This is a genomic window from Mesorhizobium sp. M1227 (assembly GCF_040318315.1).
GTDB lineage: Bacteria > Pseudomonadota > Alphaproteobacteria > Rhizobiales > Rhizobiaceae > Mesorhizobium.
Genome location: NZ_JAMYLZ010000028.1, coordinates 57,305 through 84,234 on the forward strand (window position 1 = coordinate 57,305; position 26,930 = coordinate 84,234).

Below are 26,930 nucleotides of genomic sequence, written 5' to 3' on the forward strand. Positions count from 1 at the left end.
GCAGCGGCTCCTGGTCGTAAGAAGGCAGTCTGGGGGTCGTAAGAAGGCGATCTGGCGAATAGCAAAGCACAAAATTCCCGCCAAACTTGCTACGCCGCCTGCAACCAGTGGCTGTTGCGGGGCGCAGCGGGCAAAGCAGGCTGGATGGTGCGAGACTAGCAGATCAACGGTAACGAAACCGCTAAATGTCCAAACGTAATTAATGTCGAATACGGCTGGAACTCGCCCGGCAACTCTACGTTGGCACCGGCTTTTGCTGTTGCGGCGGGTGAATTGGGGCAAGATGGATATCGATCCCGGCTTCGCCCACTTCACCGTGCCAGGCGATGCGTTCGGCTTGCTGCCTGGTGCCAAAACGCAGTGAAACCCAACCGCCTTGGCCCGGCATGTCACCGCCGGCGCCGATATCGAGCACAGCATCAGGAAAGCGGATGGCCAACAGTACCTCGTCGCCGCGCAATACTGCGACCGTATCTTCGTGCCGGTCGGCATGGAGGCCGGGGGCCAGTTGGAAGACGATCTCGGACTGGCGCCTGCCGCCGAGCAGTTGGTCGGTGATGAGGATGCCATCGGCCTGGCGCGCCAAAGTGCGCTGATGCACGACGCCGAAGCGGCTTCTATAGCCGTCATGCCGGGCGCTCAGCCTCCAGTGCGTCCCCGGCTCGCTCTCCACCAGCGCTGCGACTGCCTTGTGCGACCAGTTGAAATTTCCAGCGATGGTGCTTTGACTCTTGCCCTCGATGTTCAGCGTGTTGTGCGCCGGTGTGGAGCGGAACCAGTCGCGCCATGCGCCTCCCGAACCGTAGAGCCAGGTGCCGGGATCGACCAGCACCGGCTCATCGTCGATGCACAGGGTGAGCGACAGCGCGTCGGCATGGCCGTGCGCCGCTATCGAGAGATAGCCGAGCGGTCCATGGTCGAACGTCAGTTCGACATTGCGGCCATTCATTGCTCCGCGCCAGACGGAGAGCCCGCCTTGCGTGAATGTCTGCAAGCCATGCACCGCGGGCGCCGGGCCTGACGGCGCACCAAAGAAAAGCGAACGAAAATCGTCAGGCTCCGGCGCGTTGCCCGGCGTCCCCAGTAAGCCGTGGATGGCGGCCGCGACGGATCGGATATAGTTCGGCTCGTCGCCCAGCTTCAGCACATGGCCCTCATCGTCGTCGCCGAAGCGGGCGGCTTTCTGTGGCAGCCAGCCGACGAAATTGGCGAAGGCGCCCAGACGCGCTTCGACGGCCGAGGGAAACGGCGTTCCCGCCTGGCGCGCCGCGGCGGCGCACAGCAAGATGAGTTCGGCGCTGAAGGCTGCATAGGTCGGCGTTTGCTCGGCACCGGCGCCGTCGGCAAGAATCTGCTTGTGCGTCTCATTTAAGAGGGCGCTGCGGGCAATTTCGGATTCGGCCCCGAGCGCCAGGCCAACCAGATATTCGCCAGCCAACTCTGCGACGAGATGGTTGTTGGCGGAGGAATATCGCGACGGAAACCGCGGCAGCCAATAGGCGCTTGCCGCGAGTATCTCACCGGCTTTCCGCAGCGTCGCCGGGTCAAGCCGGTCACCGATAAGGTCCAGGGTGACGATCAGGCTGATGGCTCGCAGCGCTACTTCGATGCCGGAAGCCCAGCCAATGCCTCGGTACGGCGGATTGGCGGAATGCCAACTGCCGATTGCCGCCTCAATGGCACTCCGGGATCGATTGTCCTCGCTGAGGAGCAGGTGTGCAGCCAGTACTGGCAATTGCTGCAGCCGGTTGATCTCCCAGACATATTTTATATCGCCAAGGTCGCCGCCATCGCGAAAATCGATATCGAAAGTATGAGCCTCGGCGCCAGGCCAAAGCCTGCCGGTTACCGGATCAAGACGCCAAAGCTCAGCAGGAAACAAACGATCGGGCTCACGCTTTGGCCATGTCCGCCCGAGTGCCGAAAACCGGCCATGAAGCATCTCTTGCGCGGCCGCCGCTATGGCCTGCCGTTGAGCGTCGGTCGCTGCCAGCGCAGCATGGCGAAATCCGGGCAGCACTGGGTGCAACTGCGGCGATGGATAGCGCTCCCACCCATCATCGCGGCGGCGCGACGCGATCCTTCGACGTTGCTCGCCCAGCCGGTGCAACACCTCGGCCGGTCCCATGCTGCGCAATCGGTTGATGTACCAGCCGATTCTCATGCACGCCCCGTCAACGTTTCGGTCCTTGTATACCATGCCGTCGAAAAGCTGCGGGCCGGCAATCTTCTTTCCCGTTCGTTGCGGTTAATATCTCCCGCGAGCATGCGGAGGGAGCGATGCGAAAAGCGGTGTATGTTGTTGCCTGGGCGCTCGCCTTGCTTGTGGCGGCCGAGGCAGAGCCCATCCCTCTCAAGCGCGGCGTTGGCGTGCATCAGTGGCTCAACTGGTCGCCGGTGGCGAAAGACGGAACCTACGTTTGGCCGCCCTATCGCAGCGAAAAGGAATGGCTTGCGGAAAGCAGGCCGCTCACCGACTGGCCGGCCGGGGAGGTGTTTGCTCACATCCGATCGATGGGCTTCGACTTCGTCCGGCTGAGCGTCGATCCCGGCCCGCTGCTTGCCAGCGGGGACGCCAAGCGGCAGCAGGCGCTGGACATACTTGCCGCCGCCGTCGAGCGGATCACGTCGACCGGCCTCAAGGTGGTTTTCGACCTGCATGGCGTCACTCAGGTTCCCGACTACAGCATGGAGATGATCTATGGCGGCGCCGACAGCGAGGGCGTTGCCCGCTATCGTCAAATGGTTGTGGCGGTCGCCGCCATGCTGGTCAAGATAGGCACCGACAAAGTCGCCCTCGAACCTTACAACGAGCCCGCATACTACCCTTGCGATGCGAGCGGCAGCGATCACTGGCAGCGGATCATGGCAGGGACCGTCCACGACATTCGAGCGGTCAGCAGCGAACTTACCATCGTTGCAACCGGCGCCTGCGGCGGCAGCATTGCCGGATTGGTCAACCTCAGCCCCGGCTTTGATGACCCAAACCTCTATTACAGCTTCCATATGTATGAGCCGCACAGCTTCACCCACCAGCGGCCCGATGACACGATCAGCTTTGCTTCGGGACTTCCCTGGCCGGCCGACAGCAGTACACCCGAAGTGGTGACCGAAACCCTTAGAGCGCGGATGGACGCTGCCGGCTTGAGCAGGGTCGAGCAGGTCATGAACATGGCCACCGCGCGCCAAGCAATCGCGAACTATTTCGAGCAGAACTGGGGCCAGAGCCAACTGGAGGCGAGCTTTCGCCAGGCTGTCGACTGGGCTGATGGCCATGGCATTCCCAGCCGGCGGCTCTTCATGGGCGAATTCGGCGCTATTCTCATGTCCGCGGACGGCCGCATGGGCGCCTTTGAGGCCGACCGTTCGCGCTATCTCAAGGCAGTGCGCCGAGAGGCCGAACGCTTCGCGATCCCATGGTCTGCCTGGGAGTTCTCCAATCCCTATGGGATGAGCCTCATCCCGCCCGATGGTCCCCCGGTTCCCGACCCGGAGATGCTGCAGGCATTGGGCCTGCCATAGGTGCCATCACACGCCCTCACTAGCGAACAACCGGTGGCAATCCCTGACCCGCCAGGCTCGATCGAGGAACGGCCCGCGGCAGCTTTCTCCCGGTTGGGTTGTATTGGCACGAAGTGTTTAACACATTTGTTGTACTGAGTGGGGAATGCGCGCGCCTAGGGGGGAACAATGTGTGGAATTGCCGGATGGATCGGGCGAAGGGCTAAAAATCCACAAGAGCGGGCCGCCAAAATGTCAAACGCATTGCGGCATCGCGGTCCCGATGCCGAAGGCACCGAGATATTGGACCTGAATACCGGCGAGCAACAATTGGCATTGGTTCATCGCCGCCTGGCGATCATTGACCTAGCGCCCGAGTCGAATCAGCCGATGCAGATTGAGGACGGTCGTCTCAAAATAATTTTCAACGGCGAGATATATAACTACATCGAGCTGCGCCAGGAACTGATCGGCCTTGGCCATCATTTTCGAACGCGCTCCGATACCGAGGTGCTGCTCCGAGCCTACGATCAGTGGCGCTTGTCAATGTTCGACCGGCTGAGCGGCATGTTCGCCTTTGCACTCTGGGATGCTCAGAGGCAGGAATTGATCCTCGCCCGGGATCCCTTCGGGGAAAAGCCGCTTTACCTCATGCAAAGCGAAAAATTGCTGCTATTTGCCTCGGAGATCAACGCATTGTTGTCATCGCAGCAAGATGCTCAGGAACTCGATCTGGATGCCGTGCACGAGTATCTGAACTGGCGTTATGTGCCGGGACCGCGCACGCTCTTCAAACAGATCCGCAAACTCAATCCCGGAAGCTATGCTGTCTGGTCGCAAGGGGTAGTCAAGGAAACGCGCTACTATACGCCTCCGGACCAGGCGGCCGTTACCGAGCGGATCGACGGAAAAACCGCCAAGCGGCGATTTCTGGAATTGCTCGACCATTCCGTCGAGATCAGGATGCGCAGCGATGCACCTTTTGGGGCCTTTCTCTCCGGAGGGCTCGACTCCTCGGCTATCGTCGCGCTGATGGCCAGGCACAGCGCCACGCCCATTCGCACGTTTTCCGTCGGGTTCGACAACGCAGCCTATAGCGAATTTGCATTCGCCCGACGCGTTGCCGATCATTTCAAGACCGATCATTGCGAACTTGTAATCCAGCCAGGCGATCTGATGGATCATCTGCCGACGATGGTTCGCCAACGCGGGGCACCTGTTTCGCAAAGCAGCGATATTCCAATTTACCTGATGTCGGAGCGAGCCTCGCAAGACGTCAAGATGGTGCTCACCGGAGAAGGAGCCGACGAGATTCTCGGCGGCTATCCCAAGCATCGCGCGGAATCACTGGCCGGGATCTACCAGTCGCTTGTTCCAGCCTCGCTGCACGATAACGTCCTTTCCCCTTTGGTACGCGCCATGCCGGGCGCGTCGGCCAAGGTCGATACATTTGCCCGCACCGCGGGCGAAAGGGACTTTGCCGCCCGGATGGTCTCCTGGTTTGGAGCCGTTTCGGCGCAGCAGAGCGCTTGCCTGATCGGCGCGTCCGCAAATCGCCGTTATGAGCGCAACGACTTTCCGTTCTCGTCAAGCGCTGCGGCTTCCCATCTTCGCCGCGTGCTGTTTTTCGATCAGACATCGTGGCTGCCTGACAATCTCCTGGAACGAGGCGACCACATGATGATGGCCGGTTCAATCGAAGGAAGAATGCCGTTCCTGGATCGAGACCTGGTTTCATTCGTCAGCAAATTGCCCGATCGCTACAGGCTGGGTTGGTTGCACAGCAAGCAGATCCTGCGCGACAGCATGGCCAATATCCTCCCGGAGGAAATTCTCAGCCGCCGCAAGGTCGGGTTCAAGGTACCGGTCGCCGAATGGTTTCGCGGATCGATGAGGAACTACCTGCATGACCATCTTTGCTCGCCTCACTCTGTCATTCGCAGCTATCTGAGTCCTAAACAGCTAGATCAAATCGTCTCGGAACACACCACGCGTGCTGCAGACCACGAAAAGCTGATATGGGCGCTGTTGAATTTGGAGATATTCCACCGCGAATTCAGGCTCGACGCGCCGCCGCGATCGTCGGCCTCAGCGCTTGACCGTTTGACGGCTTGACGCGGCCGACCGCCAGACATCGCAGATTGCGCCGACAAACGGGGCGAGCTCAAGCCGTTCCCGATGCACTGCCATGGCACCGGCACCAAGCTTTGCCCGCAGTGCCGGGTTCTCCGCGAGGCGGCTCAGCGCCTCGGTCAACGCTGTAACATCGCCTGGCGGCACCAGCAGCCCGGATTGCCCGTCGGTGATTATGTCTTCGACGGCGCCAACCGGGGTCGCCACCACCGCCAAACCGGCTGCCATGCCTTCGATCACCGACATCGGCAGATTTTCGGCGAAGGATGGAAGAACCAGAATATCGGCCGAAGAAATCAGCGATGCGACATCGTCCGGTCCCACCCAACCCGGAAAGGCGATCCGGTCTGGAATCCCCAGCGCGGCCGATTTTGCCCGTGCCGCCTCGACTTCGCCATCGCCGGCAATCGTGGCGCGCCAATTCTTGACAGGGCTCATGCGGTGCAGCGCGTCTAACAATTGCGGTACGCCCTTGCGGTCGCCGATGCGGCCCAGGAACAGGATATGCACATGGTCGCCGCCGCCGACATGCGCCAGCGACGGGACTTCGGTCGCATTGGGCACGATCACGATATTGCCGGCTGCGCCCGGCGCCCGGCTGGCGACGAAATCGCGCCAAAGCCTGCCCAAAACGATCACCCGATCGGCATGCTCGAACAGAGCTTTGATACGGCGGCTAATGAAACCGCGGTCGGCTTTCCAGAATGTCTGATACTGCGCCCCGTGCAAATGCAGGACATAGGGTATCGACAGCAGCCGTGCGCAGGCGGCGATCACCATCTTGCGGTAGGTGCTGCCGGAAACTGAGATGTTGATATGAATGACATCGGCGCGTCCAGCCAGACGCGCTTTAAGCATCCGTAAGCAAAAACCGAGCATATAGAAGATCGAAAGTCCGACATGCCCCGGGCCACGACTGGCAAGGAAGCACACATCGATGTCGGCGATTTCTTGCCGTTCGAACTCCTGCTTCAGCGCGCCCATGATGCGGTCGATGCCGCCCTGCCCCGAAACGCCCGAGGGCGTCGCGACCAGGACATGTATTTTTCGATCGGATATGAGGCGCTGCAACATGATGGTACTCTAAATAACACAGACCGGGTAACTGCAAAGCAAACGTTCCCGATAAGTTTTACGGCAAATCTTTTAGTTCAAACTGAATCTGTTCACCCTTCGGCGTCATCGGGCTGGATTTTCCGCCAGTCGGCGGCTAGTCGAAGGTGAGTTTTCCAGGGACACGCCCTTGCTGCTCCGTTCCACGCTCATTTATGCTCCGGCGATCCTGCTGACGCGAATTTCGGCGCTGCTCCTGCTGGTCGTCGTGACGCGTTTGATCGACCAGACCGAGTATGGCCTGCTCACCCTGGTGGTGACCGTCGGGGAAATGACCGACATTGCCGTCACCAACTGGCTGCGCATCGCCTTGCTCAGGCTTGGCGGCAAGGGCGAAGTCAGCCGCGGCAGCCTGATGCTGGCCGGGCAGGTGTTGCTTGCCACCACAGCACTGGCGCTGGTCATATCGGTAGGCGCGTCGGCGGTGATCGTGCCTGAACGCTGGATCGAGTTCGCGATCGCAGTCTGCGGCTATCTGGTCGCCGGGTCCATCAGCCGCTTCGCGTTGACGGTGCTGCAGATGCAGCAGCGCCATTCGGTCTATTCGATGCTAGAAGCCCTGCGTGCCCTGCTGCAACTCGCGTTACCGATCGGCGCTATCCTTGTCTTTCAGGATAGCTTTCTGACGGTGTCGCTCGGCTCGAGCCTCGGCGCCTTGATTGCCGGCATCGTGGCGGGCATCATGGCATCGCGACGGCTCGTTGCCGGTCCGCCGCGTTTCACCCACAGGGACTTCTTTGCGCTCGGTGTGCCGCTGATCATCATGGCGCTGGTTGGCTTCGGGCTCAACAGCGCGGAGCGTCTGTTCCTCAAGTTCTATTACGATGCCAGCGCCGTGGCGATCTTCGCGGCAGCCTATGCGCTGGCCCGCCAGCCGATCGATATGGTCGCCAACGCCATCAACATGGGCGCCTTTCCCGAGGTGGTTAGCCGGTTCGACGAGGATGGGCCCGCGGCATCGGGTCGGTTGCTGTCGCAGTTAATGGCCTTGATGATGCGGCTTTGCCTGCCGATTGCAGCGATGCTGGTCGCGCTCAGCAGCGATATCACCGAGCTCATGCTGCCCTCGCAATATCACGGCCGCTTCGGCCTGCTGTTTCCGATCATTGCCTTCAGCGTGCTGTGCGCCAACCTCACCAGCTTCGTCTATGGCGTCGTGGTGCACGCGCACAAGCGGCCGTGGCTGCTGATCATCGCCAATCTCTTCGGCTCGGTGGCAACAATCGCATTGTCCCTGCTGTTGATCCCCCCGATGGCGGAGATCGGCGCCGCTTTGGCGCTGGCGGGGGGCTCGGTGGTGGGCTCCATAACCTGCATCATCATCAGCGAGCGGCTCACACCGGTGCCGGTGCCGTGGCGCGACATCGGTGTTTCGGTAATCATCTCGCTCAGCACGGGGGTGGCCGCCAAGCTTGCCAGCATGGTGGCCGGCGACGTGCCGGCGATCTTCTCGCTTGTCGCCGGCGGCACCACCGGCGCCGCGGTTTTCTTCGGGCTGACCTCGTTGTTCCACCCCGTGGCAGCGACGCAATTCGTCGCCCAGCTGCGAGCGCGGCTACGGATCGCGTAAAGCGAAGTCCAGGGGCAACGCCTGTTTTGTGGGGGGAACGCGAAACTATAAACCGGCGTTTCGGCGCCAGCGACGCTCCCAGAACTCCCGGCACAGCAGTCCCGCATAGGCAGTGTTGGTGTCGTAGTAGCGGCGCCACAAGCGTCGCGGCTCCTGGACGACGCGGAACAGCCACTCCAGGCCGGCCGCTTGTATCAGCTTCGGCGCACGGGCAACCTTGCCCCCATAGACGTCGAAACTGCCGCCTACGCCCATCACGAAGCTTGAGGCGAGTTCATCGCGGTAGCGTTTGAGAAAGCGTTCCTTGCGCGGTGTCGGCATGGCCACCAGCAGGCAGTCGGCGCCCGAGGCGTTGATCGCCGCGACGATCCCGGCCTCGTCCTCCGGCTTGAAATAGCCGTTGCGCATTCCCGCTATGACGAGGCTCGGATGGTCCTTGGCAAGTCTCACTACAACCGCGTCGAGAACGTGCTGTTCGGCCCCCAGCAGATACGGCCTGAATCCACGCTTCGCGCAGAGGCTCAGCAGATTGATCATGATGTCGACGCCCGCCACCCGCTCGGGCAGCGCGACGCCGCACAGACGTGCACCCCAAAGCACGCCGATGCCGTCGACATTGACCACGTCCGCCCCGGCCACGTCCTCGCGCAGCTCGGCATTCTGGCGCATGGTCACCAGCTTGGCGACGTTCACGACCACATGATGCAGCGGCCGCCCCAGGGTCATCGCCTCGTCGGCGATGGCCAGTGTCTCGGCCATGGTCAGCGCATGGATCGGTGCACCAAGGAACTCCCGGCGCCGTGATGCCAACAGGGAATGCTGCGCCCATGCCGGGGCGTGCGCGTTCATGCGGCCTGCTCCCTTGCAAGCGTCACTTGTGCGACCTCTGGTTTCTTGCCTTCGATGCGGGCGTCGGGCTTGCGTGCCTTGCGCCACGTCCACAGACCCCTCGTATCGACGAGCTTCTTGTCCTTGAGCGCTTCGGGGTCGACCAGATTGAACTGCCGATGGTCGACCAGGAGGACGACGATATCGGACTTGTCGATGGCCGAAAGTGCGTCGGTGAACACGATGCCCCTGCCCTCGAGCTCATGCGGCAGCGCATTTGTGTTGGGTTCAGCCGCAATGATCTTCACATTGGGGTTATCGGACAGAAGCTTCACCACCTCGACGGCCGGGCTCTCGCGCAGATCGTCGATATTGGCTTTGAAGCTGAGGCCAAGACAGGCGATCGTTTGCTTGCGGGAGGGGTCGAGCAAGGCCTCGATATCCCTGACCACCGACATCGGCCGCTCGGAATTGATCCGGCGTGCCGAAGCCATCAGCCGCGTGCTGTTGGGTGCGGCGTCGATGATAAAATATGGATCGACCGCAATGCAGTGACCGCCGACGCCCGGGCTCGGCTGGAGGATGTTCACGCGAGGGTGCCGATTGGCGAGATCGATCACTTCCCAGACATTGAGCGACAGGTCCTGGCACACTGCAGCAAGCTCGTTGGCGAAGGCGATGTTGACGTCGCGGAACGCGTTCTCGGTCAGTTTCACCAGCTCAGCACTTTCGGCCGTCGTCATGAACAGGTCGCCGGTGACGAAGGTTGAATAGAGTGCCGCGGTCCGCTCCGACGATTTGCGGGACAATCCCCCGATCGAGCGATCGTTGTTGATCAGCTCGGTCAGCACCTTTCCCGGCAGCACACGCTCGGGCGAATAGGCGACCAGCACATCGGCGTCTTCGCCATGCTGGACAGGAAATTTGAGATCAGGCCGCAACTCGGCAAGCAGCCCGGTCATGATACGCGTGGTTCCAACCGGCGATGTCGATTCCAATACCACAAGGTCTCCGCGCTTCAGCACGGGGGCGATGCTTCGTGCCGCCGCGAGCACGTAGGTTACGTCCGGCTTATGATCGTGGGTCATCGGGGTCGGCACGGCGATGATATAGGCGTCCGCCGGCTGCGGCGTGCTGTAGGCCATGAGCTTGCCGTTCGCCACGACCTTCTGGATCAGACCGTCAAGGTCCGGCTCGACGATGTGGATTTCGCCGCGATTGACCTTCTCGACCACCGCTCCGTTGACATCGACGCCAATGACGTTGAGCCCGCGGCTGGCGAAAATGGCGCAGGTCGGCAGGCCGATATATCCCATGCCGATTACGGAAACGGTTTTGATTTCAGCCATGATGCAGCAGTTCCTCAACAATCCGGTTACTAGCCCGGCCATCGCCATATGGGTTGTGTCGTTCCGCCATGCCGCGATAGGCAGCCTGATCGTCGAGCAGGCGATTGGCGTTGAACAGGATTTTTTCGACATCGGTGCCGACAAGGCGGGCGGTGCCGGCCACGATCCCCTCGGGTCGCTCGGTATTTTCGCGCATCACCAGCACCGGCTTGCCGAGCGAAGGCGCTTCTTCCTGCACGCCGCCGCTATCGGTAAGCACCAGATAGCTCTGCTTCTGCAGGTACAGGAACGGCAGATAGTCCTGCGGCTCGACCAGATGGATGTTCGGCACGCCTTCCAGCTCTGCGTTGACCACCGAGCGCACATTGGGGTTTGGATGGACAGGGTAGACGATCTGCACGTCTCCCCGCGCCGCCAATCCCTTCAACGCCGTACAGATGCGCTGAATGCCGCCGTCAAAATTCTCGCGGCGATGTCCGGTGACGAGGATCATCTTCTTGGAAGGGTCGAGGAAGGGGAAGCTGGCAGCGAGCTTCGCGTTCATCAGCCTGTCGGCATCGATCGCGCTTGAAAAATGCAACAGCGTGTCGATCACCGTGTTGCCGGTCACGAAAATGGTGCTTTCGGCCTTTCCTTCGGCGATGAGATTGTCGCGCGCTTGAACGGTCGGCGCAAAATGCCAGGTGGCGATGTCGCCGGCAATCTTGCGGTTCAGTTCTTCAGGAAACGGCGAGTTGATGTTGTGGCTGCGCAATCCTGCTTCGACATGAGCGACGGGGATACGCTTGTAGAAGGCAGCAAGAGCCGCGGCCATTGCCGTGGTGGTGTCGCCCTGTACCATGACGATATCGGGCTTCGCCTTGTCCAACACCTCGGCCATGCCCAGGAGCACGCGCGAGGTCACATCGAACAGCGACTGGCCGGGTTGCATGATGTTGAGATCGTGGTGCACAGGCAAGCCCGTCAGCTCGACAACCTGGTCGACCATTTCACGATGCTGGGCGGTTATGCATATTTCGGTGATGAAGCCTGGATGAGCGAGGGCGGCACGCGCCACTGGAAAGCATTTGAGTGCCTCCGGCCTAGTGCCGAACACGATCAGCAGTTTCTGCCTGGATGGCAGTTTTGGACGTGAAAGGACGTTCATCGCTGATCCTGGTCGCCTGCAGCCTTCGGGACATGCCGACTATTGCCCGCAAGAGTCATAATAGCGCCGGAAAGCGCCTTCGTGATCTCAATTCTTAATATATGATTAACAACCAAGGCCGCGTTCTCCCGGTTTAACTCTTGTGAAAGGTTGGGCTGACAAGTAGTCTATGGCAGTAGTCTTGAAAAAGAATATATTGGATTGACTAATATTTTAATCATCGGCCACGCCGACACATCCCGGCGCTGGGAAAATGAGCTTCTGGCGCGGTTGAGTGCGGCTGGACATGCGGTTTCGAGTTGCCGCGCGCCGACGCCTGAACCCAATGCGCGCACGATGGATAATGTGCTGGCGCTCGAGGGCCGGCGCTTCGGCCCCTCACTGGCAAGCCGTTCCCGGCCGTTGCCGTCCGGCGACACCGGCCCAGTCGATCTTATAGTCGATCTCACGGCTACCGCCGCACGACGCGGCACGCCTGTCCTGACGCTCGAATTTTGCGGCCAAAGCAGCTTTGCCGCAGGCATGACCGAGATGCTGGCGAGCGGGCGGCTGCCCGAACTCACCGCGCGCCTCGACGGCGTTGCCGTCGCTAGGGCGCGGCCGATGATCAGCGACCGGTTGTGGCTGTCCCGAACCAGCAACGACCTGCTCGCCGGCGCCATCTCCCTGATTGCCCAATGTGTCGCCCGCTTTTCCGCGGGCAAACTTGCGCCGATTGCCGAGAGCCCGGCGCCGCCCCTGCAGAAAGGCGGATTTATCGGGCACTATCTGCCCTTTTTCGGCAGGGGGTTAGTCGACCGCGCCGTGCAAAAACTGCGACGTGGTCGGCGTCCCTTCTATTGGCAGGTTGCTTATCGGCTGATCGACGGTCCAGGCGTCGCCGAAACCGGACTGCTGGATGGTAAGCCCTTCACCGTGCTTGCCGATGACGGGCAGCGCTTCTACGCCGATCCGTTCGTTCTCGAGCGCGACGGCCGTCATTTTCTGTTTGTCGAGGAGTTTCCCTACTCCACCGGCCGCGGGGTGATTTCCGTCGCTGAACTTGGCACCGACGGCACTTTCGGCGTGCCGAAAGTGGTGCTGGAGGAAGCGCATCATCTGTCATATCCGCAGGTGTTCGCTCACTCCGGCGAGATTTTCATGATCCCTGAAAGCGCTACGGCGCGTGAAGTGGTGCTCTACCGTGCCGTGCAGTTTCCGGATCGCTGGGTACGCGACACGGTGCTGATGATGGACAGGGACTTCAACGACGCCACGCTGCTCGAATCCGACGGCCGCTTCTGGCTGTTGGGGACTGAGCGGTTCGGTCACGGTAGCGCGTCCGACACGATGGCGGTCTATTCCGCCCCTGCGCTGCGTGGGCCTTGGGTCGCGCATGCGCTCAATCCCGTCGCCGTCGATCACTCGGCCACTCGGCCGGGCGGCGCTTTCATCCGCCAGGGCGACGCTTTGCTGCTGCCCGTGCAAAACGGGTCTAGAGCCTATGGCGGCGGCCTGGGATTGATGCGGTTGGATCGCCTTGACGACTTCGATGTCCTGTTTGCACCGCCCCACCCGATCGGCCCAGGACCGGCATGGGCGCGGGCGGGCATCCACACGCTCAATCGCGCAGGCAATGTCGAGGTTGTGGATAGCGCCGGCTGATGCGTCTGGAGCCTGCGCTTATCCAAGCTGATCCAGTTTCGGCTCGGATGCGACAGCGGTCGAAGACGTGCTCTTCGGCTGGTTTCTATACGGCACGTTTCTATAGGCAAGCAGCAACACCACGATAGTCGTAATATCCGGCGCTTTTGACGAGAGCGCGTTGTTCGACAGCGCAGCAAGCAGGAAGGTCATGGTGCCGATCCATGCCGGCAGCGGCGCCGCGCGCAGCAGCCGAAAAATGAACCAGAATACCAGCACTATGAAGAGCACAGCTATCGGCAAGCCGAAGAGCATGGTGATGACCACCGGAGCGCTCTCGATATAGGGCAGATGCAGCTTCTCTTTGACGATCGCCAGGAGGTCGTCGACGTTCATGCCAAACAGGATGTCTTTCCAGCTAACAAGTCCGAATATCTGGTAGATCGTCACCCGCGCCATGAAATTCTCGTCAAAGATCGTGTTGCCGAATCGATTCAGCAGCCCGCCCGAGAATAGTATGGCCACCAGCACTGCGCCGCTCACCAGGGCGAACAGCAGCACCACGGACTTGGCCTGCCGCTGGTGCTTGAGAGTCAGGCGCGGCCAAGGCACGAACAGCAGCAGAATGAGGGTTTCTCCCGCTGCGAGCATCAGGGCGGCGCGAGCGCCTGACGCAGCACAACCGACGAGCAACACGAGAATCGATGCCACCCGCACCCATATGCGCCAGCGCGTCAGCGGCACGAATCCGATGGCTGTGGCGCAGAGCGCGCCTAGCGCCAGCGGGTGCGCCGATAGGCCAATTGGCCTGAACTGCAGTTCGTTGAGACCGTAAGGCATAAATCGATGTTGAGTCACCGCTTCGATCGTGCCGAGCACAGCGCTGAGGATCACCATTCCAAGCACGACGTCGCCCAACGCCCGCCGCACTTCCGCGTTCAAGGCCAGCATCAACAGGCCTGCGGCGCCGGCCACCAGATAAGAATCGATAATGAACCCGGAGGAGCCCGCACGGCCGGTGACGAACAGATAGGGCACCAGCGCGAACATCAGCACCGAAAAGCGAATCAACGCTTTGAATATCCCAATTTCGTCGCCCTGCAGCAGAAACGGTCGGCTGAAAAGAACGACGGCAAGGACCAGGAAGATCGCATAGGTGCCGAAATGCAGCTTCTCGTAGAACGAGCCCCCCTGGGCCGTATAGTCGACGACCATGTTCATCACCTGCGGCGACACCGTAAAGCGAAGCAGGAGCGCGAAGGCGGCGCATAGGAAAAACAGCAGCGACAGCGCGTTCTCACGGCGCGCTCGACTGGGCAACAATCGTTCCGATGCGGCAGCGGGATAGCTCATGGCCCATCCAGGTGAAGGTATTCAAACAGCATTCCGGGCAACGAGACCCCTTCAACGTCCGCCGGACGGACAGCGTGAGCGGTAAAATGGGCCAACTTGGAAAATAAGATCTTAACGATGTTTCTGTAGAGCAGGCCAAGCGTAATGATTTAACAAGGGTTGTCACCATGTCTGCCGGTTCCGGCACACCCCCTATCTCCGCGACGGCTTCCAATAACAGTGCATTCGAGCGTATCGCCAATGCACGGCGCAGGGCATTGCTGCAACAGCATGGCCCAGTCGCGGGGCTAAGCTCCGCGCCGGTGACGCCGCAACCTCCAGAGCCTGTCGCAACGGTGACCCTGGACAAGATCGGCGATTTCCTTGAGCTCGATTTTCGGCGTCTGTTCGTCTGGCTGCGGGCCGGCCTCGCCCTGGCCTTCATGCTGGCGGTAGTCGGCGGCATTGTCGGCGGCGCCTATGCATTGCTGAGCAAGCAGCGTTACACCGTCACGACCGAGGTCCTCATCAACCCATCCAATTTGCAGGTTGTGGAAAACGACCTCTACTCGCAACCGGGCCAGGTCGATAGCCAGTTGCTCAGCACGCGCAGCAAGCAGCGCATCCTGACCTCGGGCAACGTGCTTTCCCGTGTGGTGGACGAACTGAACCTGACTCACGATCCGGAGTTTTTCGATCCGGACCGGAGCACATCCTCGTCCGGCGCTGTGGCGAAGCCCGACCCGAGGCTCATCGCCTTGAAGAACCTGGCGGACCGGGTAGACGCCATCGCGGATCCGACCTCGTTTGTCACAACCCTCTCGGTATCTGCGGAAACCACCGCCAAGGCGATCCTGATCTCGCAGGCCATAGTCAAAAACTTCCAGGAAGAACTGGCTAAGGCCGAAGCTGCCGGCGCCAGCCGTGCCGCGGCTGCCCTTGACAGCCGGCTTGGCCAACTCAAGAGCGACGTGCAGGCAGCCGAAGAGAAGGTCGAGAGCTACAGGCGCAGCCACAACCTGTCGTCCAGCAATGGCCAGCTCGTCAGTTCGCAGACGCTGACGCAGCTCAATGGCGAAATCGTCGATGCGCAATCGCGTGTCATCGCCGCGCAGGCAAGCTACGACGCCCTGGTTGCCTCCGGTATCAACGGGGCCAATCCCGACCCCACGGTTTCGGAAGCGCTCGCTGCGCTGCGCGACAGGTCAAACAGCCTGCGGCAGCAGATCGACTCACAGTCGATGACCTTCGGTCCGCGCCACCCGACGATTGTCAGGCTCAGGACGGAACTCGAGACCGTCAACTCGCAACTCCGGGCCGAGTTCTCCCGCACCGTCGGCACGGCAAAGGCCAGCCTGGACAAGGCCCGGGCCTCGTTGGCTTCTCTCAACGCCAGGATGAACGATCTGAAGGGCAATGTATTCACCGACAGCGAATCCGAAGTCGCCCTGCGTGAACTTGAACGCGATGCCGCGTCCAAGAGAGCGGTCTATGAGAGCTTCCTGTCACGTGCGCGCCAAATCAGCGAGCGCGAGCAGATCGACACCACAAACGTACAGGTGATTTCGACCGCGGTGCCCCCGCCCGCGCGCTCATGGCCCCCGCGCACTGCCCTGGTGGCAGGCGCCGGAGCGTTCGCAGGCTTTGCCCTGGGGATGCTGCTGGCCATCGGCATGGGCATCATCCGCGACATGCGCCGGCCGCCGAACCGATCAGGCGTTGCCGCCAGCCGAGCCTGAAGCAAGGCATGGTGAAGCGCATCGTTTTCCACATCGCCAGCCTGAGGGGCGGCGGCGCCGAACGTGTTTTCGTCCTGATGGCAAATGAACTGGCATCGCGTGGCCACGAGGTCACGCTTTTTACCTGGAACGCGGAAGGCCCTAACGCCGCGCTGCGTTCCGCTGCCGTGCATCTGGTCGACTTCGGCCTTCTCTTGCGCGGCGAGGGTTACGCCAAGTCGGCGACACTGAAAGGCATCGTGCGAAGCGCAAATTTGTTCCGCCGCCTTAATCCTGATGCGGTCTATAGCGCCCCGGAATTCGCCAATCTGGTGATGGCGCTGTCACTCATGTTGGCCAGAAGCCGGGCAAAATTCTTTCCAAGCTTCCATGCCGCCGCCTCGCTGCCTGCCAGCGGCCTCGGCGCGAGGCTGGCGATCTGGCTTTCCGCGCTGGTTGCAGCGCGCGCAACCAAAGCCATCGCCGTTTCGGCGGGTGTTGGCCGTGACATCATCGCCCGCGACTTCCCCGAATCGAAGGTTGTCGTCATCAACAATCCGCTGCCGCCGGCTGTAGCACCGCAGAGGAAATCCTATGCCTGGCAGGCAGCGTTGGCGGCGATGGGCGATGGCCCGGTCATCGCCACCGCGGGACGCCTGGTGCCGGTCAAGGACCACCGGACTTTGCTGCGGGCCTTCGCTGCCCTGCGCGCCGGCCGCCCTGCCCGGCTTGTCATCTTCGGCGAAGGTCCGCTGGCTGCCAAATTGCACGCCTGTGCCGAGCAGATCGGCATTGGCCAGGACGTACTCTTTGCCGGCTACGTCAACGATCCCGCAGCCTGTTACGCCGCAGCCGATCTGTTCGTCCTTACATCCACGAGCGAAGGCTTTGGCAACGTCTTGGTCGAGGCCATGGCCGCCGGTGTCCCCGTAATCTCCACCGATGCTCCGCACGGCCCGCGCGAAATACTCGGTGACGGCCGCTTCGGCACCTTGGTGCCGGTCGGTGACGCCGCGGCCCTGGCGAAGGCGATGGCCGAGACGCTGGACCACCCCACCCCTGCTGCCGTGCTGAAAAACAGGGCGGTGGATTTCACAGTCGACAAGATTGGCAATCAATACGAAGCGTTGCTCTAGTCGTTACGCACTGGCAGCAAATCGGCGTTGGATGCGGTCGACGTAGTCGGGCTTTGATTGCGATAATCTCTTCACGGGCTGGGGCGCAACGAATTCATCGTGAGACGTTTCCTCGTTCCTTGAGTTGTTGGGCGAGGAAATCCTTGACCGAATCGAGAACCGCGTCCCGTTCATGAGATATGCCTGGCAGCAAATCGAAGCGCACGCGCACACCCGCCTCCTCGAACGATCGACACAATGCCATGAGGCGTTCCGGCCGTGTTCGCCCGGCATCGTTGGCGCCTGGCATCCAATGGGTGCTGCCTTGGACATGAGTGATTTCCCAAGTCTCCAGGTCAGCGCCGCCGACGATCATCTGGAAAGGCACTTTTGCCAGCGCTGCGGCATCGAAGGTGATGCCGAACTTCTCCGGCAGATCGCGAATGCCCACCCACCAGTCATGCGTCGGATCGAGCAAGGTCACCGAGCCTGGCGCGCCGATTGAGGCCGCCCAGAGCCTGTCGGGATGCAGGATAGCAAAACGATGCGTGAAATGTCCGCCGCCGGAAAATCCGAACATGGCAAAGCGGCTCCAATCCTGACTGTATTTGGCGCTGACCTCCTCAACCATGGCGAGCAGCACCTGATCGTAGCGTATGTTGCCCTCGAGCAAATATTTGTACCCGCTGCGGGCATCATCCCCGAGAACGCCGATTGGAAACAGCGGACACAAAACGGCGCAGCCGTTCCAGCGTCCGAACTCGGAAAACGCGTCGCGGAATCCAAGAAAAGAGGTGCGGCCGGTGCCATGGACAGCGACCATCAGATCGACTTTGGCCCCTTCCCCAACCGCGGGAGGCACATACAGGCAATAGTGAAAGCGCGGGTCTGATTTGGAAGCAAAGATGGCGGTCGCGCCAAGGTCATAGGCAGCGCGACCGCGATCCGCGACAGGTCCCCTGGCAACGCTTGTCAAATCGATAACTCCTTAATAGGCCCGGCGTTCCGACAACAATATACCGGTCGGCCGACCTCGTGAACTGGAGGCGCCTCCAGGCAGCCGCGAGGAGGACCTCGTCGTGCACCGGAAGCAGGGCGCCGGCGGGACGATCAGGGACAAAAAGAATGCTTCCGCCAACGCCTCGGAAAGCCGCCATTAACTTTTCGTTAACCATGCCGGGCTAGCTTTAACCAATCAGTAAGGACTCGCCTCTGTGACCTGCGTCGCTCCCATTCAAAACAAGTCCATACGCTTTCGAGCGCGCTCGTTTGTAGCCTTCACCCTCACCCCTGAGGCCCTGCTTGGGGAATGGCTGCAAAGCCTCGATCACTGGACCGAAAACTCTCCCGGCTTCTTTGCCGGCCGCCCGGTCGTGCTCGATCTGAATATACTCAAGCCCGAGGTGGGCGAGATGCGGGATCTGGTCTTACAACTCGCGGAGCGCGGGATTCGCATCTACGCGATCGAGGCCGATGGCAATGTAGCTCTCGATGCCGATCTGCCGCCGCTCCTCGTTGGCGCCAAGGAGGCCACCGCCGACGCGCTTTACGTGCAGCCGGACCCGAAGGCCGCAGCTGAGGCCAAGACGGAAGAGCCGCAGGCGCCGAACTCATTGATGATCAAGGCACCGATCCGCTCCGGCCAGTCGATCTTTCATCCCGATGGCGATGTGGTCATTGTCGGCTCCGTCAGTTCCGGTTCCGAGATCATCGCCGGAGGATCGATCCACGTCTACGGCACGCTGCGTGGACGTGCGTTCGCCGGCGCCACGGGAAATTCCGCGGCTCGCATCTTTTGCCGGAAAAACGAAGCCGAACTTCTGGCGGTGGACGGCTGGTACCGCACTGCCGAGGAGATGGACGCCTCCTCGCGAGGAAGGCCGGTACAGGCCTTTCTCGAGGACGGCGCACTTTGCGTCGCACCGCTCAACTAACAACATTGGAGGCACAAATATGGGCAAGGTAGTGGTTGTCACATCCGGCAAAGGGGGTGTCGGCAAGACGACCTCGACGGCCGCTCTCGGCGCCGCGGTCGCGAAAACCGGCAAGCGGGTGGCTCTCGTCGATTTCGACGTCGGCCTGCGCAACCTCGATCTGATCATGGGTGCCGAGCGGCGCGTTGTTTTCGATATCGTCAACGTCATTCAGGGAACCGCCAAGCTTTCGCAGGCGCTGATCCGTGACAAGCGACTCGAAACGCTGTTCCTGCTGCCGGCCTCGCAAACGCGCGACAAGGATGCTCTCACCGAGGAAGGCGTCGCCGACGTCATCGACAAGCTGCGCTCCGTTTTCGACTACGTCTTCTGCGACAGTCCGGCCGGCATAGAGCGGGGCGCGCAACTTGCCATGCGCTTTGCCGACGAGGCGGTAATCGTCACCAACCCGGAAGTGAGCTCGGTCCGCGATTCCGATCGTATCATCGGCCTGCTCGACTCCAGAACGATGAAAGCCGAGCAAGGTGAATCGATTGTCAAACACGTCCTCGTCACGCGCTACGATGCTGCGCGCGCTGCCCGCGGCGAGATGCTGAGCATCGATGACGTGCTCGAGATCCTGTCGACGCCCTTGCTGGGAATAATTCCCGAGAGCCAGGACGTGCTGCGCGCATCCAACGTGGGCGCGCCGGTTACGCTCAGCGAAAACACCAACCCCGCCGCACGCGCCTATATCGACGCGGCAAGAAGACTCGAGGGCGAGGACCTGCCGGTCATTCTGCCTTTCGAACGGAGGGGCCTCCTCGACCGGCTGTTGGGAAGGAGGGCAGCATGAACCTGCTCGATATCTTCAAGCGCCGCGGGAGCGCGCCCGTGGCGCGCGAGCGCTTGCAACTGCTGTTGGCTTACGAGCGTCGAAGCCGCAACCAGCCCGATCTCGTCTCGGTGTTGCGCGAGGAGATCATGGCGGTGATCGCCCGGCATGTTCAGGTCGACCAGGATTTCCTGCAGGTGAGTATGGATCACGGCGAAACGACGTCGAGATTGGAGATCGACATCCAGATCCCCAACAAGGTCGCAATGCCCATGGCCGCGGCGTTCTAACGGAATTCTCGGCCAGGGCTTGCGTCGGCTGCTGCCGAAAATTGCGGCGCCGTGGTTGGTGTGCTTGAGCCGGTCGCCACCGGCAAGTTCTCGCAATTCGAGGACAATAACCACTGCCTCACCAAAACCCCGCGGCCGTTTCCAGCCGCGGGGAGCCTTGGGAGGTCTTTCGAAACCGGTGGTCAGATGTTGGCGAGCAATTCGTTGACGCGGCTTTCCATATCGGCAAGGGCGGTGTCGACGTCCTTCTGGCCACTGATTGCTGCACTCATCTCTTCGCCGATAATGTCCTGGATCGCAAACTGACGCTGTACGGCGGACGGCAGCGGCTTGCCGAGATCGGCGACCGCAGAGATCGTGTTGCGATGCGGCAGGGCCTTGAAGGCGTCCGAGGTGATGACGGCCTTATAGGCCGGCAGGTGACCGGTGCGCGACCATTCGAAGTCGTTGTCGGCGAAGAACTTCAGGAATTTACCGATGGCCGCGATCTGTTCGGGCGTGCGGTCTTTCTGTGAAACGGCCCAGGTATGGCCGTCGGCATACTGCGCGTGGGCGCCGCCAAACAGCTGCGGATACGGATAGACCGCATAGCCGCCCTTGTTGAGCGCCGTACCCTTGGTCTCGGACTGGGCGTTGTAATCGCCGACCACCCAGGTGCCGTTAAGGTGGACGCCACCCTCGCCGGCAAGGAAGGCGTTGATCGAGCCGCCATAATCGAGATCCTTGGTGGTGTAGCCCTTCTCGAAGATCGCCTTGTACATCTCGACGACCTTCTTGGCTTCCGGCGTATTCAACTTCACATGCTTCGGATCGGCGAAGAAATCGGAATCCTGCTGGAAAAGATAGGTGTAGAGGTTGCGTGTGTAGAGTGCAGTCTCATTGGTTAGGTTCTGGACGAAATAAGGCTTGCCCGTCTTCTGCTTGAACTGTTCGGCCTGGGCGAGCAGTTCCTCAGGCGACTTTGGAAAAATCGGCATGCCGTCGGCATTGACCAGGCCGGCTTGTTTGAAAAGATCCATGTTGACGTGATAGAGCATCGTCCAGCTGTCGATCGGCAGGCCGTAGATCTTGCCGTCTTTGGTGGCGCCATTGCGCGCCGCGTCGGTGAAGGCGTCGGGTGTCACGCCGACCGACTTCAAGAGATCGTCGAGCGGCATCAACAGGCCCTTCGACTGATAATCCGACAGTACGGATTCATGGATCGTGACGATGTCCGGAGCGTCGCCTGAAGCGAACTGCGCGGTCAGCTGATCATAGCCGGGCCATTCCACGGTAGTGACGTTGACATGGACATCGGGATTGTCGGCGTTGAACTTGTTGATTAGCGAGGTGATGATGCCGCATTCGCCAACGGCCTTGGTGGCATCGGTGTTGGTGCCGAAATCGGCATCGCAGGCGCCGAAAAAGCGCTGCACGCTCAGCTCCGTGGCCGCGAAGCTTGGACTTGCGAGCATCATTGCGCCCGCAGAGACTGCGGCAAACAGTATTTTCTTCAGTTTCATATCAGTTCCTCCTACTGAGTTTCCGCCGCTCCACCCTGGATTGGCTTTCGTGCTTCAATTGCTGCGCATTCCCCCGGCCGTCAGGCAATCTTCGTTATCTCACCGCAGCGCCGGAGACCGCCGTGACGATGTATTTCTGGAAGAACAGGTAGACGATCAGGATCGGTGCACCGGCGAACACCGCCTGCGCCATCAGGAAGCCGATGCCTTCGGACTGGGCGAAGTTGGTCTGGGTCGAGGCCATGCCGACCGTCAGCGTGAACATGTCCTTCTTCGTCGCCGAAATCAGCGGCCAGAAGTAGTCGTTCCACGCGCCGAGAAAGGTGAAGATGCCGAGCGTCGCCTGCGCAGGCAGCGTGAGCGGCAGAAGCACCTTCCAGAAAATCCTGAGCCGGCTGGCGTTATCGAGCATGGCGGCTTCGTCCAGCTCCTTCGGGATGGCCTTGAAATACTGGGTCATCAGGAAGACGCCGAACGGAGCTGAAAGGCCCGGCAGGATGAGCCCTTGATAGGTGTTGTGGAACTTCAGCATGCTGAAGATCTGGTGACGGGCGACAAGCACGGCCTGTTCCGGGACCGCCAGGCCGAACAGCACGATCACGAACAGCACGTCTCGGCCGGGGAAATTCAGCCGTGCAAAGCCGTAGCCGGCGAGCGATGACAGGATCAACGTGCCGAGCGTCAATCCGCCCGAGACGATGATGCTGTTGCGCACCCAGATGAACACCGACGAGGTGCCGACGGTGTTGATGTAGTTCTTCAGCGTATAGGGCGCGTGAAACACCGAATTCGGATCGGCCATCAGCTCCGTATTGTCCTTGAGTGACAGGCCGATGACCCACAGAACCGGCGCGATCATGACGATCGAAAGCAGGATGACCAGGGCCAATAACAAATGGTCGCCAAATGCCCGGCCCTTGATGGAAGCTGCTGTGGCGCTCATGCCTGGTCTCCCCTGCTGCGTGTCACCAGGTACTGGGCCATGGCCGCGACCAGGATGAGGATGAACAGGATTTCCGATGCCGCGGCGCCCAGGCCGAGATCCCAGCGACGGAATGCGGTATCGTAGATGTAGAGCACGATCGGCTTGGTCAGGTTGTTCGGACCGCCGCGCGTCATCAGCCAGGCCTGGCCGAACAGCTGGAATTGCAGCACGATCTGGATGATGATCACCAGGATGAAGGTCCGCTTGATCGACGGCAGCGTGATCGAGCGTAGCGTCTGCCAGCGATTGGCATTGTCCAGCGCTGCCGCCTCGTAAATATCTTGTGGAATCTGCTGGAGCGCCGAGAGAAAGAGCATCATCGGCAGGCCGATGCACCACCAGATGGTGGCAATGGCGATGCCGATCATCGCAAGGCTGGGGTCGGAAATGAAGGCCGGAGCCGTTGCGCCGAACCATCCGTAGATCGTCGACAACAGGCCGACATTCGGAATGAAGACGATGCGCCAGATCAGCGTGACGATGGTGACCGACAGCACCGACGAGGAAAAGAACAGCGTCCGCAAAACCGCGGCAGTGCGCGTGCGGCGGTTGAGGCAAAGCGCCAGGAAAAGGCCGATCAGCGCCAGCGTCGGCACCGTCAGAAGCACGAAATAGAAGGTGTTCCAGATCGATTGCAGGAAGACCTTGTCGTGATACAGCCTGGCGTAATTGCCGAGACCGACAAAATTTCCGGACGAGAACGTGTCGGCCTTGTGGAAACTCAGCCACATCCCCCAGAGCAGCGGGAAGAGCAGCAGCGTGGTGAAGAAGAACAAGAATGGCGCAACGAAAATGACGTTTCGCCATTGCGGCGCATAGATGTCGGCGGTAGGGGCTCTGACGCCGACAGCAAGTGTCGCGGTTGGGGACATCGCCAGCCGGTCAGCCATCTCAGGCCTCCCTCGCATGCCAGGCGCGGCCGGTCTCGTTGAACAGATGCGATTTCTGGCCGTCAAAGGCGAGCCCGATTCTGTCGCCGACGGCGACGCGGCTGTTGCCGGCATCCGAGCCGACGATCTGCTGGCCATCGCCCAGCCGCGCGTAGATCAGGGTGCGTTCGCCGAGCCGCTCGAGCACATCGACCACGCCGCCGGCATTGCCCTGTCCGGCGGCAACGATGCGCACGTCTTCAGAACGGATGCCGAAAGTGTACCTGCCATCGGTCAGTTGGCTGGAGGCGATCTCGGTCTGCACCGAGACGCCGTCCGCAAACCTGGCCGTGGCGTTCTCGCCGGATCTGTCAAGCGTCGCATCGACGAAGTTCATCGCCGGCGCGCCGACGAAACCCGCGACGAATTTGGTCGCCGGGCGTTCGTAGATCTCCATCGGCGTACCGATCTGGTCGATCTTGCGATTGTTCATGACGACGATGCGGTCGGCCAGCGTCATGGCCTCGACCTGGTCATGAGTGACGAAGATCATCGTCGATTGCAGCCGCTGGTGAAGCTGGGCAAGCTCGATGCGGGTGCGGGTGCGCAACGCCGCATCGAGATTGGAAAGCGGCTCGTCGAACAGAAAGGCCTTCGGCTCCTTGACGATCGCACGGCCGATGGCGACGCGCTGGCGCTGGCCGCCGGAGAGCTGGCCCGGCTTGCGATCGAGCAGATGCGGCATTTCGAGGATGCGGGCGGCTTCGTTGATGCGCGCCTCGATGACCTTGCCTGGTACGCCGATATTCGCAAGCCCGAAGGCCATGTTGTCGCGCACCGTCATATGCGGATAAAGCGCATAGGACTGGAACACCATGGCAATGCCGCGCTTGCCCGGTGGCAGATGATCGATGCGCTCGTTGTTGATGGCAATCTCGCCGCTATCGACAGCTTCGAGCCCGGCAATCATTCGAAGAAGCGTCGATTTTCCGCAGCCGGACGGGCCCAGGAACACGATGAATTCGCGTGCCCTTATGGAGAGCGACAGATGATCCAGCACCGTCATGGCACCGAACTGCTTGCTCACGTTCCTGATCTCGATATCGGCCGTCACGTCGACGCTCCTCCTCAGCGTTTGCGCTTTCTCGATGATCCGCCTGAACTCAGAGTCTCAGGCGTATGACCTGGTAGGAATAGGCCGGCAGTGACAGGCTCAGCTTGCCGCCGGCGAGCGAGGCGCCCTCACCCTTCCTGGGGCCGACATTGCCAGGGTTTTCGGCCGAATTGACGGCTTTCAGATCGGCGTGTGCCATCACCTGGTGGTCGACGATCTCCGCCGCGCCGAAGCCGGTGAGGTCGACCACTGTTTCGATTGCCTCGCTCGAATGGCGGTTGACCGCGAAGAAGGTGACGTGGCCGGTTTGCCTGTCGTGCACGCCGGCAACATCGACATAAGCGACGTCGCCCGCAACGCTGGATTTGTAGGTCGGGCTTTCCACCTTGAGATCCAGCGCATTGCCGCGACCATAGTTAGAAGCAAACAGATAGGGATAAAAAATCGTCTGCCGCCATGCCGGGCCATTCGGAACGGTCATGATCGGCGCGATGACATTGACCAGTTGTGCCAGGCAGGCGATCTTGACGACATCGGAACGGCGGATGAAGGTGTTGAGGATCAGGCCGACCTGCAGCACATCCTCGAAATTATAGATGTCTTCGAGCAACGGCGGGGCGAACGGCCAGCCGTTGCTGCCGCCGAGTATCTTCCTGTCCTGCTCCTTGGAATGGTACCAGACGTTCCATTCGTCGAACGAGATGTAGACCTGCTTGTTGGAGCGCTTCTTGGCCTTGATATACTCGATGACGCCGGCGACCGAGACAATGTAGTCGTCGAGCTTTTCGCTCATGGCGAGATAGTTCGGAGCGTCGTTGGCTTCGTTGTCGAAATACATGTGCAGCGAGATGTAGTCGACCTCGTTGTAGGTATGGTCGAGAACCGTCGCTTCCCATTCAGGGTAGGTCGGCATCTTGGCATTCGAAGAGCCGCAGACCACCAGCTCAAGTGACTTGGAGAAGGCACGCATGGCCTTGGCCGTCTCATGCGCCAGCCGGCCATACTCGTCCGCGGTCTTGTGGCCGATCTGCCAGGGGCCATCCATTTCATTGCCCAGGCACCAGAGCTTGACGTCGAACGGCTCCTTGCGGCCGTTGGCGATGCGCCTGTCGCTCCATTTGCTGCCGCCGGGATGGTTGGCGTACTCCAGCAGGTTGCGGGCTTCATCGAGGCCGCGCGAGCCGAGATTGACGGCAAGCATCATCTCGGTGTTGGCGGAGGTGCACCAATCGGCAAATTCATGCAGGCCGACTTCGTTGCTTTCCGACGTGTGCCAGGCGAGGTCGAGGCGCACTGGGCGCTGTTCCTTGGGGCCAATGCCGTCTTCCCAATTGTAGGCCGAGACGAAATTGCCGCCGGGGTAGCGGACGATCGGAACATTGAGTTCCCTGACGAGGTCGATGACGTCCTGACGCATGCCGTTGGCATCCGCTGTCGGATGGCCGGGCTCATAGATGCCAGTGTAAACTGCCCGCCCCAGATGCTCGATGAAGGATCCGTAGAGCCTCGGATCGATTTCCGAGACAACATAGTGCGGATGAGCCGTAACGGCTGCCTTCATGCATTCCTCCCATCGATATCACAAACGATGATTTAAATCATCTTGCCCGATATCAAAGAGGAATTGGCAGCCCTTCGTCAAGCCAAAATAGCCAAATGTAGGACAATTAGACGAACGCCTTGGCACAGCAGAATGCCAGATCGTTGAAATCGCTGCGTTATCTTCAGAACCCGGTTTCATGATATCAACCAGTTTTGATCCTGAGCAGGATGTCCTGATCGTAATTTCCAAAGCCCTTGCCGAAAATATTGATCCCGCCGGGGCGCTTGGCGTCGTCCTTGACGCCGATACGGACGCGGATTGAATGATGGCTCTTCAGATCGAGTGCAGCGAGGCCGGTTTCGGAAATCCTGAGGCCGTCGACATGGGTGCCGTCATTGGCAATTCGCCAGTTCTTCAGCTTACCGTATTGCGAGCCCTTGAGCTTCCACC

Annotated in this window: 21 protein-coding genes and 1 pseudogene; 9 read left to right on the forward strand and 13 right to left on the reverse strand. The window is 60.8% G+C overall.

Translation table 11 applies throughout. The features are described from left to right. Nucleotides 1–235: 235 nt before the first annotated feature. A complete protein-coding gene (locus NKH28_RS25565; RefSeq protein ID WP_352980699.1) occupies nucleotides 236–2,164 on the reverse strand; it encodes a heparinase II/III family protein in 1,929 nt (642 codons plus the stop codon). A gap of 116 nt (nucleotides 2,165–2,280) precedes the next feature. Here NKH28_RS25565 and NKH28_RS25570 point away from each other — a divergent pair, with 116 nt between their 5' ends. After that, the gene (locus tag NKH28_RS25570) at nucleotides 2,281–3,522 is read left to right on the forward strand and encodes a glycoside hydrolase family 5 protein (protein ID WP_352980700.1); all 1,242 of its coding nucleotides are present in this window, start codon (nucleotides 2,281–2,283) and stop codon (nucleotides 3,520–3,522) included. 168 nt (nucleotides 3,523–3,690) lie between these two features. Next, entirely contained in the window at nucleotides 3,691–5,616 is a 1,926-nt protein-coding gene (gene asnB, locus NKH28_RS25575; protein WP_352817247.1) for an asparagine synthase (glutamine-hydrolyzing), read from the forward strand. On the opposite strand, the gene NKH28_RS25580 is transcribed toward asnB, so the two are convergent. Continuing rightward, nucleotides 5,590–6,708 carry a glycosyltransferase family 4 protein gene (locus NKH28_RS25580; RefSeq protein ID WP_352980701.1) on the reverse strand — a complete coding sequence of 373 codons (1,119 nt, stop codon included), beginning with the start codon at nucleotides 6,706–6,708 and terminating at the stop codon, nucleotides 5,590–5,592. The genes asnB and NKH28_RS25580 overlap by 27 nt on opposite strands. A 169-nt stretch (nucleotides 6,709–6,877) precedes the next feature. Here NKH28_RS25580 and NKH28_RS25585 point away from each other — a divergent pair, with 169 nt between their 5' ends. Next, entirely contained in the window at nucleotides 6,878–8,317 is a 1,440-nt protein-coding gene (locus NKH28_RS25585; protein WP_352771238.1) for a lipopolysaccharide biosynthesis protein, read from the forward strand. A gap of 45 nt (nucleotides 8,318–8,362) precedes the next feature. Here NKH28_RS25585 and NKH28_RS25590 read toward each other — a convergent pair whose 3' ends face one another. From NKH28_RS25590 to wecB, 3 genes are read right to left on the reverse strand one after another with little or no spacing between them, the layout of a single operon-like run. Next, nucleotides 8,363–9,166 carry a WecB/TagA/CpsF family glycosyltransferase gene (locus NKH28_RS25590; RefSeq protein ID WP_031211886.1) on the reverse strand — a complete coding sequence of 268 codons (804 nt, stop codon included), beginning with the start codon at nucleotides 9,164–9,166 and terminating at the stop codon, nucleotides 8,363–8,365. After that, nucleotides 9,163–10,494 (reverse strand): UDP-N-acetyl-D-mannosamine dehydrogenase, encoded by a 1,332-nt coding sequence (gene wecC / locus NKH28_RS25595; protein ID WP_352569040.1) that lies wholly within the window; start codon nucleotides 10,492–10,494, stop codon nucleotides 9,163–9,165. The genes NKH28_RS25590 and wecC overlap by 4 nt, the downstream gene beginning before the upstream one ends. Further along, nucleotides 10,487–11,641 (reverse strand): non-hydrolyzing UDP-N-acetylglucosamine 2-epimerase, encoded by a 1,155-nt coding sequence (gene wecB / locus NKH28_RS25600; protein ID WP_352541699.1) that lies wholly within the window; start codon nucleotides 11,639–11,641, stop codon nucleotides 10,487–10,489. The genes wecC and wecB overlap by 8 nt, the downstream gene beginning before the upstream one ends. A gap of 201 nt (nucleotides 11,642–11,842) precedes the next feature. Between wecB and NKH28_RS25605 the strand changes: the two genes are divergently transcribed. Further along, nucleotides 11,843–13,285 carry a glucosamine inositolphosphorylceramide transferase family protein gene (locus NKH28_RS25605; RefSeq protein ID WP_352980702.1) on the forward strand — a complete coding sequence of 481 codons (1,443 nt, stop codon included), beginning with the start codon at nucleotides 11,843–11,845 and terminating at the stop codon, nucleotides 13,283–13,285. Nucleotides 13,286–13,303: 18 nt separating this feature from the next. Here the strand turns inward: NKH28_RS25605 and NKH28_RS25610 are convergent, their stop codons facing one another. Beyond that, on the reverse strand, nucleotides 13,304–14,617 hold the full coding sequence (locus NKH28_RS25610) for a VpsF family polysaccharide biosynthesis protein (RefSeq protein WP_352980703.1): 1,314 nt from the start codon (nucleotides 14,615–14,617) through the stop codon (nucleotides 13,304–13,306). 167 nt (nucleotides 14,618–14,784) lie between these two features. On the opposite strand from NKH28_RS25610, the gene NKH28_RS25615 reads away from it, so the two are divergent. Continuing rightward, a complete protein-coding gene (locus NKH28_RS25615; RefSeq protein ID WP_352472503.1) occupies nucleotides 14,785–16,335 on the forward strand; it encodes a GumC family protein in 1,551 nt (516 codons plus the stop codon). Nucleotides 16,336–16,343: 8 nt separating this feature from the next. Further along, complete coding sequence (locus NKH28_RS25620; RefSeq protein ID WP_352980704.1) at nucleotides 16,344–17,450, forward strand: glycosyltransferase; 1,107 nt, start codon at nucleotides 16,344–16,346, stop codon at nucleotides 17,448–17,450. Between the two features lie 94 nt (nucleotides 17,451–17,544). Here the strand turns inward: NKH28_RS25620 and NKH28_RS25625 are convergent, their stop codons facing one another. Then, on the reverse strand, nucleotides 17,545–18,405 hold the full coding sequence (locus NKH28_RS25625) for an alpha/beta hydrolase (RefSeq protein ID WP_352817234.1): 861 nt from the start codon (nucleotides 18,403–18,405) through the stop codon (nucleotides 17,545–17,547). Between the two features lie 238 nt (nucleotides 18,406–18,643). Here NKH28_RS25625 and minC point away from each other — a divergent pair, with 238 nt between their 5' ends. Genes minC through minE form a run of 3 tightly spaced genes read left to right on the forward strand, consistent with a single transcriptional unit; the run spans nucleotide 18,644 to nucleotide 20,467 of the window. Beyond that, nucleotides 18,644–19,363 (forward strand): septum site-determining protein MinC, encoded by a 720-nt coding sequence (minC, locus tag NKH28_RS25630; RefSeq protein WP_352980705.1) that lies wholly within the window; start codon nucleotides 18,644–18,646, stop codon nucleotides 19,361–19,363. A gap of 19 nt (nucleotides 19,364–19,382) precedes the next feature. After that, nucleotides 19,383–20,198 (forward strand): septum site-determining protein MinD, encoded by an 816-nt coding sequence (gene minD, locus NKH28_RS25635; RefSeq protein ID WP_023677152.1) that lies wholly within the window; start codon nucleotides 19,383–19,385, stop codon nucleotides 20,196–20,198. After that, nucleotides 20,195–20,467 carry a cell division topological specificity factor MinE gene (gene minE / locus NKH28_RS25640; protein WP_023677151.1) on the forward strand — a complete coding sequence of 91 codons (273 nt, stop codon included), beginning with the start codon at nucleotides 20,195–20,197 and terminating at the stop codon, nucleotides 20,465–20,467. Before minD ends, minE begins: the two co-directional genes overlap by 4 nt. Before the next feature lie 182 nt (nucleotides 20,468–20,649). Here the strand turns inward: minE and NKH28_RS25645 are convergent, their stop codons facing one another. From NKH28_RS25645 to NKH28_RS25670, 6 genes and pseudogenes are all read right to left on the reverse strand, one after another. Further along, the gene (locus tag NKH28_RS25645; protein ID WP_352980706.1) at nucleotides 20,650–21,969 is read right to left on the reverse strand and encodes an ABC transporter substrate-binding protein; all 1,320 of its coding nucleotides are present in this window, start codon (nucleotides 21,967–21,969) and stop codon (nucleotides 20,650–20,652) included. Between the two features lie 94 nt (nucleotides 21,970–22,063). Continuing rightward, nucleotides 22,064–22,912, reverse strand: coding sequence for a carbohydrate ABC transporter permease (locus NKH28_RS25650; protein WP_031211878.1), 849 nt, complete (start codon nucleotides 22,910–22,912; stop codon nucleotides 22,064–22,066). Next, nucleotides 22,909–23,826: a carbohydrate ABC transporter permease gene (locus NKH28_RS25655; protein WP_502893759.1), complete on the reverse strand. Its 918-nt coding sequence runs from the start codon at nucleotides 23,824–23,826 to the stop codon at nucleotides 22,909–22,911. The genes NKH28_RS25650 and NKH28_RS25655 overlap by 4 nt, the downstream gene beginning before the upstream one ends. 19 nt (nucleotides 23,827–23,845) lie before the next feature. Next, the gene (locus NKH28_RS25660; protein ID WP_352980707.1) at nucleotides 23,846–24,937 is read right to left on the reverse strand and encodes an ABC transporter ATP-binding protein; all 1,092 of its coding nucleotides are present in this window, start codon (nucleotides 24,935–24,937) and stop codon (nucleotides 23,846–23,848) included. A gap of 49 nt (nucleotides 24,938–24,986) precedes the next feature. After that, nucleotides 24,987–26,498 carry an arabinosylfuranosidase ArfA gene (arfA, locus tag NKH28_RS25665; protein ID WP_352449659.1) on the reverse strand — a complete coding sequence of 504 codons (1,512 nt, stop codon included), beginning with the start codon at nucleotides 26,496–26,498 and terminating at the stop codon, nucleotides 24,987–24,989. Between the two features lie 184 nt (nucleotides 26,499–26,682). Continuing rightward, nucleotides 26,683–26,930 (reverse strand): annotated as a pseudogene (locus NKH28_RS25670) (transcriptional regulator); the annotation flags it as partial.